This window comes from Luteimonas sp. A482, assembly GCF_054072655.1.
Genome location: NZ_JBSVRO010000027.1, coordinates 1 through 535, shown reverse-complemented (window position 1 = coordinate 535; position 535 = coordinate 1). Strand labels below are relative to the sequence as shown.

Genomic DNA, 535 nt, shown 5'->3' with positions numbered 1-535 from the left:
CGCAGGTTAACAAAGTAAGTGCAACACCTGCGACGCCTGAAGTAGAAGGGGTGAGCTGGCAGACTGGGAGGGATTTCTCCGGCAAGAGACGATCCCGCATGTACCACCAGCTCACCGAGCCGGAACGATACACCCTGTCCGTGCTGAAGCGACAGGGGTGCTCGTTCCGCTGCATTGCCCAGGTCTTGCAGCGTAGCCCCAGCACGATCAGTCGCGAGATCGGCCGCAACGCAACGGTGGTTCAAGGCAAGCCTCGTCCACTGTATGTGCCGAGCAAGGCGCAGGAGCATGCCAACGGTCGGCGCAGCCGCAGCCGGCGCGTGAAGCAACATGATCGAGCCGTCTATGCGCATGTCGAATCATTGCTGGTGGAACAACAGTGGAGTCCCGAGCAGATCGCCTGCCACTTGCCCGAACAGGTGGGCACGGGCATCAGTCACATGACCATCTACCGCCATGTGCGTCATGACCAGCGCCAGGGTGGACGCCTGTACAAACACCTGCGGCAGGGCGGAAAACGACGGCGCAAGCGTAC

At 61.3% G+C, this 535-nt stretch carries 1 protein-coding gene; it reads left to right on the top strand.

Translation table 11 applies throughout. The features are described 5' to 3' along the window. Positions 1 to 98 precede the first annotated feature (98 nt). Positions 99 to 535: transposase (locus tag ACW5DW_RS17125; RefSeq protein WP_457020508.1), on the top strand; the 437-nt coding region annotated here is incomplete at its 3' end.